Raw genomic sequence first — 6,043 nt, forward strand, 5'->3', positions numbered from 1 at the left:
GTCAGTGTTGTCAAAAGAAACACGATGACTGTCAGTGTTGTCAAAAGAAACACGATGACAGTCAATGTTGTCAAAAGAAACACAATGACTGTATTTGTGATGAAAAGAAGCACGATGACTGCCATTTGTGCCATAAGAAACATAATGACTGTCAGTGTGACTTGAAAAATAATCTAGTAAGAGCATCTGCTTTTAGAGCAAATAAGAGCACAACACAGCGTTACGAAGCAGCGGTTACTCCCTTTGTAAAAGTTTTATACCAAACTGAACAATTTGACTTAGCAAATGAATATAATCCGCATATATCTACATTTATTCCAACTGAGAATGGAATTTATGAGATTACTGCAAAAGCCTCATTTTGTCCATCAAAAAGTAAAAAAGACAATTCCTCAAAACACAAAGAAGATCATTACAAATGTGATTATTGTAAAAAAGATCATTGCAAATGTGATTATTGTAAAAAAGATCATTGTAAATGTGATTATTACAAAAAAAGGAAATCTTCAAAAGACAAAAAAAAGCATTCTTCAAAAGAAGAATATGTAGCATCTATTTCAATTAATGTAAACGGAGATGTTTTAGATATTGAAAATGGCTTCTTTGATAAGTCAAGAACTATTGGACTATCTGTTACTACAATCCTTCAGTTACAAGCAGGAGATCGGGTAGAAGTAATATTTAGCGCAGGTGCGAACGGGGAAATTTTAGCAGGGGCTCCTTTAACTAACTTTCAAGCAGTCAGATTTCCCTCTCCAATGTAATGGTCTTTTTAGTTAAATATATAAAAAATAGTAGTGCAAACCAATGTCTTGGTCTGCACTACTAATCTTAGTATGTTTAAAAGTGGGTACCTTGAAAGTTGAAATTACTGGATTAATTTTTAATTGTAAGCCTGATTGATTTGTTTCCAGTAAGTTAATAAGTACATTCAAAATAGAGCTTACTTTTCAAATCTAAAAAGGTACCATTTGAATGGAGAAAATTACCTCGGATGTTTGCTTAGTAATTAAGAGAGTTTTTTCTTAATTCCCCAACAACCGCATCCACCACCTGATTTTTTTTGAATAACTTTTTTTCCAGTTGAGGTGGTATTAATTATTATTGGATTGCTTTTTGGTTTGGGTACTTTCTGATGTAGGCTATTTTTAAAATCCAAATCAAACAACTCCTTCAGCGTTATATTATAGTATAAGCGATTTTAATAAAATGATATGGGCTAATGCGTGGGTGTAATTGAAAAAGGGCGTTCTTTGTATAATCCGTTGCTTATGTCGTAGCATTTCACTTTTAAAACATTCAATTTGTAAGAAACAATTACTAATTTCACTGAAGGATCAGGGTGATTAACAATATCCAGATAAGAAGGTACAGGTGTTGTTGTGGGATGAGAGTGATAAATTGCTAAAATGTCTTTTCCCTGCTTGGAAATTTCTCGGACAGTGTCCTCAATTTTATTCTTACTGATGAAGAAACGCCGATCCGATTTCAATTCATTTTCAAGTTTCCAAATAGAGTCGACTTCGTTATTTCTCCCAGCTAAAATCCCGCATGCCTCATAAGGCAGATATAAGCTGCAATGATCAATCATCATATCATACTGAATACCATGAATAATAAATTTATTTTCTTCCATTTCAGTTTTCCCTTCTAAACCTTAGTTGTTATTAACCATTAACTAAAGTCAATCCTGCGTCTGATCAGATTGTTCCTTCTCAATTGGGGTTTGTTGCTTTAATTTACCTTTAGTCTCTTGTGTTTGATCGATATCTTCCTGAATATTATTTTTAAGATTTGGTATTTTCGAGTTGTTTATGGCTAATTTGTTCATATTATTCTTGAAAGCGTCTAATTGATTTTGATTTTTTACAGGCCTTGCATTTCCTCGCATTGGATTTATTTTTGATGTCCCTACACCCTGGCCAGGGACGCTGTTAGAAAACATAGAATTTTTATTTTTATTTATTCCACTTGTGGAAGGGATGTTTTGTGGGGAATTTTGTTTAATTTGATGGTTTAATTGGTTTACATTTACATCGTTTGATCCTGTAAAAGTTTTTATTTGATCTGATGGGAAATGCGTTTGATTGGATGTTTGGAGTAAATTTTGAAGTTTTTTATAACTGGATGGCAGTAAGTTTGAATTTTGATAAGAAAGATTATTGACATGGTGTTCAGGAAGGGTTTCCTCATTTTTTATGTTAACATTGTCTCGTTCAGATGCAGAGATTAAAATTTGTTGAAGTTCTATTAAGGTATTTAATTTATCATCTAGTTGAGTAACATTACGTATATTTATTGTATTTTTTAAGTCTGTCAGTTCTTGCTGTAAATGTTTTAAAAAAACATTTGCATCTTGTAACTGATCGGAATTTTTTTTATTCTGTTCTGCATATTGTGATAGTTGACTTGTTTGTGTTTCTTTAATCTTTGTGATGACTCCTTCTAAATTCTTAACCTGTCGTTTTATTTCTTGATTCTCCTTTTTTGTAAACAGATAATCATTTACTACCTCGCCTTCTTTTACTGATTCCAAAATCTGTTTATAAGTATCGAGTTTATTCTTCAATAATTCGATATCTTTTAGGCTATAAAGATTATTATGATTCATCACACATACCCCCATCGTTTATTCTTACATACATTTATCTAAATCTAAATTGAATTTAAAATCGGAAATCTGCTCTAATCTCTTCACCCATCTTTAATTACCATCATATGCTACAAACGTGCAAGACATTAATATGAATTTGGAGGTGTTTGCTTTATGCAAGCAAAAAGTTTATCGGGGGGGCAGGAACTCCTTTGTATTAACACAACGAAGGTGTACGATTGGATTATAAATGAAGCAACTTTTGATATTCCCGTGTGTGTGGAATTAGAGGATACAGATTGTGATGAAGTTGATACGGTATCATGTGAGGTTGATCCACTTAAAGCCGTAGTTTTAAGTAGGCAAGATAGGGAATTTATAATTGATGGTACACCGATTACCCTGCAGTTGGTTACCATACAAAAAACTTTTGAGGTGACAATTTTTGTTACCAAAACTAACGGCGCAACATGTCAAGTAGCCAGTCAAACTTTTACGAGGTGTGAACAAGTCATATTATGTGCACCGGAAGGTACTAAAGTTAAGGTGGATTATACGGATGTAGATTGCTTTGTATGTGTCTTTGAATGTAATAGTACTGAGGGAAGTCCATTGACTCTGGACTTGGGCGTTACAGTCCGTTTATGCCAAAGTATTCAATCTACCTTTCCTGTAACTCTTGAGTTAGTGGCGGAATTTTGCCAACCAAGAGATATCCTTCCTTTCAATCCTACTTGTCCTGCTCCAGTCATTCCGTTACAATGTCCTGTCCTTTTCCCGACTACTGCAGAATAAGTAAGCACTAATATAAATGAGAGGAGGAAATCTCCTCTCTTTATAACTTAAGGGGTGGTATATTGTGAAGAAAACCAGATTACTGAATTTAAACAAAAGATTAATTAAATGGGTCAAATTGTCACATCCATATCGATTTTGAAAATTATTACAGATAGTAAATCCAAACACGATGTTAAAGTAATCAGCTATTATACATATTCATTAGATATCTCACACAATAAAGAACTGGAAAATTTTATTGATTGGGACATACCATATTCGGAACTTAGGAAATAAACTTGTCAAGAATCTATATGTTTGTATTAAACTACCTCAAAATTCTCCATATACAAAGTCCTGTCCTTTTCCCGACTACTTCAGAATAAGTAAGCATAAAAATAAATGGGAAGAGGAAATCTCCTCTCTTTATAACTTAAGGGGTGGTATATTGTGAAGAAAACCCAGATTACTGAATTTAAACAAAAGATTAAGCAAATGGATCAAATTGTCACATCCAATATCGATGAATTCAAAAAAATTATTACGGATATTAAAACCAAACACGATGTTAAAGTAATCAGCTATTTTACATATTCATTAGATATCTCACACAATAAAGAACAGGAAAATTTATTGATTGGGACATACCATATTCGTAACTTAGGAAATAAACCTGTCACGAATCCATATATTTGTATTAAACTACCTCAAAATTCTCCATTTACCTTTTCAGGTAAAATTATTAACAATAAAAATAAAATATTAATGAGTGCTCCTGGTGCCTGGGAACGAATCAACGCTGAAGCAAGTAGTCAAGAATTTTGGCTGAAACCGGTTAATGTACAATTATTGCTACCTTCAGAAACGATTACCTTTCAAAACTTCCAATTGAAGTGGATTGCCTTAGACTCCTATTCAGGCAGTATTATGGGATTCACCTATTGTGATGAATTTAAAGAAGGCAAACCAGCGATCAATCAAATTTCAATTAGCGGTAATATTAATTTGTGAGGTGAAAGCAATGGAAAATAAAGATGCTCAAGAACAAAACCTGTTGTTTAAACAATTAACCCATAAATATATTAAAGAGCAGCTGGAAGATCTAAAAAATAACAAAAACGACAAAAACAGAAGTTTTATTTATTTGGAAAGCAAAACTTTAAACATGTTTATATTGTATATGTTACTTAACATGGAAAATAAAAAAAGTACCATTATAGGTAATGATGATGATGATGATGAGACCGTTTTTTTTTCCGAGGAACTGGTAAAAGACATAGATTCTGTTATTGATAGGAACAAGTTAGCTTTTGATGAACTATTTAGCTTATTAAAAGAAGATTGATAATTATTCCTTTTCTAGGTTTTTTTAGGTGGATATTGGAAAGTAACCATATTTTTTTTTATTGCATAATGTAAGGAAATGTGTTTTTTGACCACTATGTAATGGGAGGCTTAGAAATTGAAATCAAAATATCCCTCTAACTTCAATATGGTGAATGACCCTATCCAGTTGCAACAACAAATTATTCACTACAGATCGGAAATTACGAAGTATAGAGATATGGTGAACAATTATAAAAAAAATTATCATTATTCACAGTTGGATGAATTAAAAAAACAAAATTTTCAGTTGCTCGAGGAAAAGCAAAAAATTTCGAAGAGATTAAACGGTATAAGTATAAGGATGCAGAATTATATAAAGGAAACCGAAACGAATAATGCGACTATTGAGCGTCTACAGGATGATATTTTAGGATATAAAAAAAGACACACAGATTTTGAAAAAGACATCTCCATTCTTGACAAGGAGCTTCAATCCTATAAAAAAATAAATCATACTTTAAATGATGAAATGAAAGCATTGTCCGAAGAAAATAAAAACCTACTAAATAAATTGAAGTTGTCCGAATCGAAACTTCAGAAATTAGAATCTGAAGTATATGTATTATCAAAAGCAAATAAAAATCAACAAATAACGATAGATCAATTCGAGACTAAAAACAAGGATTTAAACGAGAATCAAAAACAGTTACATTCTTTAATAAAACAGTTGGAATCAAACTTGAAAAAGGAGCAACTCCAACAACAGCCACTTCATGAGGAAATTAAAAAACTTCGTTTTGAGCTGAATGGAAGCAATGATAAAATCATCTTGTTTGAGAAAGAAAACAATCAATTGAAAAATGATAACAAGTATTTAAATTCCAATATTTCGCAATTGAAAAAGGAACAAAAACAATTAGAAGTATCGTTCGCCCAAATAACGGATGAAAAGAACGATATAGAATTAACAACTTTTGAATTGGAACAAAAGTTGAATGATGAGAAAAAGCAAACCCAAAAAGTAATTACGGAAAATGATCGATTGAGAGATGATATTACAAATATAAAAGCTTTACGTCAACAGGATCAACAGTTTATCGAGGAAAAAGAAGAAACTATAAAAAACTTAAATAGTAAAATCATTTCACTAAAAGAGGAAAATGAAGCCTATAACCAGCAAGAAGAAATTAATAAAGAAACTAATAAGCGACATCAAGAAGAAATTCTTAAATTAAATAAAATAAACACAAATCTTGAGGGTGAAATATCTACACGAGAGAAGGAGCAACAGTCCTTAAAAAAAGTTAACCAAGAGTTAAAGGATGAAGTAACCGCATTATCTAAAGA

Annotated in this window: 8 protein-coding genes; 5 read left to right on the forward strand and 3 right to left on the reverse strand. The window is 31.8% G+C overall.

Features of this window, described 5'->3' with window-relative positions; all coding sequences use genetic code 11:
* Nucleotides 1-764 (forward strand): hypothetical protein (locus ADA55_RS18595; RefSeq protein ID WP_048686594.1); only part of this gene is annotated, 764 nt, incomplete at its 5' end.
* A 245-nt stretch (nt 765-1,009) separates the two neighbouring features.
* Here ADA55_RS18595 and ADA55_RS29490 read toward each other — a convergent pair.
* From ADA55_RS29490 to ADA55_RS18605, 3 genes are read right to left on the reverse strand one after another with little or no spacing between them, the layout of a single operon-like run.
* Nucleotides 1,010-1,159 (reverse strand): hypothetical protein, encoded by a 150-nt coding sequence (locus ADA55_RS29490; RefSeq protein WP_153246144.1) that lies wholly within the window; start codon nt 1,157-1,159, stop codon nt 1,010-1,012.
* Nucleotides 1,160-1,219: 60 nt separating this feature from the next.
* The gene (locus ADA55_RS18600) at nt 1,220-1,636 is read right to left on the reverse strand and encodes a M67 family metallopeptidase (RefSeq protein ID WP_048686597.1); all 417 of its coding nucleotides are present in this window, start codon (nt 1,634-1,636) and stop codon (nt 1,220-1,222) included.
* A gap of 48 nt (nt 1,637-1,684) precedes the next feature.
* Nucleotides 1,685-2,611, reverse strand: a complete 927-nt coding sequence (locus tag ADA55_RS18605) for a hypothetical protein (RefSeq protein WP_048686599.1) — start codon at nt 2,609-2,611, stop codon at nt 1,685-1,687.
* A 156-nt stretch (nt 2,612-2,767) separates the two neighbouring features.
* Between ADA55_RS18605 and ADA55_RS18610 the strand changes: the two genes are divergently transcribed.
* The 4 genes from ADA55_RS18610 to ADA55_RS18625 all read left to right on the forward strand — a co-directional run.
* Complete coding sequence (locus ADA55_RS18610; protein ID WP_048686601.1) at nt 2,768-3,388, forward strand: hypothetical protein; 621 nt, start codon at nt 2,768-2,770, stop codon at nt 3,386-3,388.
* Nucleotides 3,389-3,820: 432 nt separating this feature from the next.
* Nucleotides 3,821-4,381: a hypothetical protein gene (locus ADA55_RS18615; protein WP_081088542.1), complete on the forward strand. Its 561-nt coding sequence runs from the start codon at nt 3,821-3,823 to the stop codon at nt 4,379-4,381.
* A gap of 10 nt (nt 4,382-4,391) precedes the next feature.
* Nucleotides 4,392-4,715: a hypothetical protein gene (locus tag ADA55_RS18620; RefSeq protein ID WP_048686603.1), complete on the forward strand. Its 324-nt coding sequence runs from the start codon at nt 4,392-4,394 to the stop codon at nt 4,713-4,715.
* Nucleotides 4,716-4,832: 117 nt separating this feature from the next.
* The coding region (locus ADA55_RS18625) for a hypothetical protein (protein WP_048686605.1) at nt 4,833-6,043 on the forward strand (1,211 nt) is incomplete at its 3' end.

It is taken from the genome of Bacillus sp. 220_BSPC, assembly GCF_001054655.1.
GTDB lineage: Bacteria > Bacillota > Bacilli > Bacillales > DSM-1321 > Peribacillus > Peribacillus frigoritolerans.

Coding starts and splice junctions, on each gene's coding strand:
- ADA55_RS18605 (WP_048686599.1), bottom strand. CDS start 2,611: ATGAATCATAATAATCTTTATAGCCTAAAAGATATCGAATTATTGAAG.
- ADA55_RS18600 (WP_048686597.1), bottom strand. CDS start 1,636: ATGGAAGAAAATAAATTTATTATTCATGGTATTCAGTATGATATGATG.
- ADA55_RS18620 (WP_048686603.1), top strand. CDS start 4,392: ATGGAAAATAAAGATGCTCAAGAACAAAACCTGTTGTTTAAACAATTA.
- ADA55_RS18610 (WP_048686601.1), top strand. CDS start 2,768: ATGCAAGCAAAAAGTTTATCGGGGGGGCAGGAACTCCTTTGTATTAAC.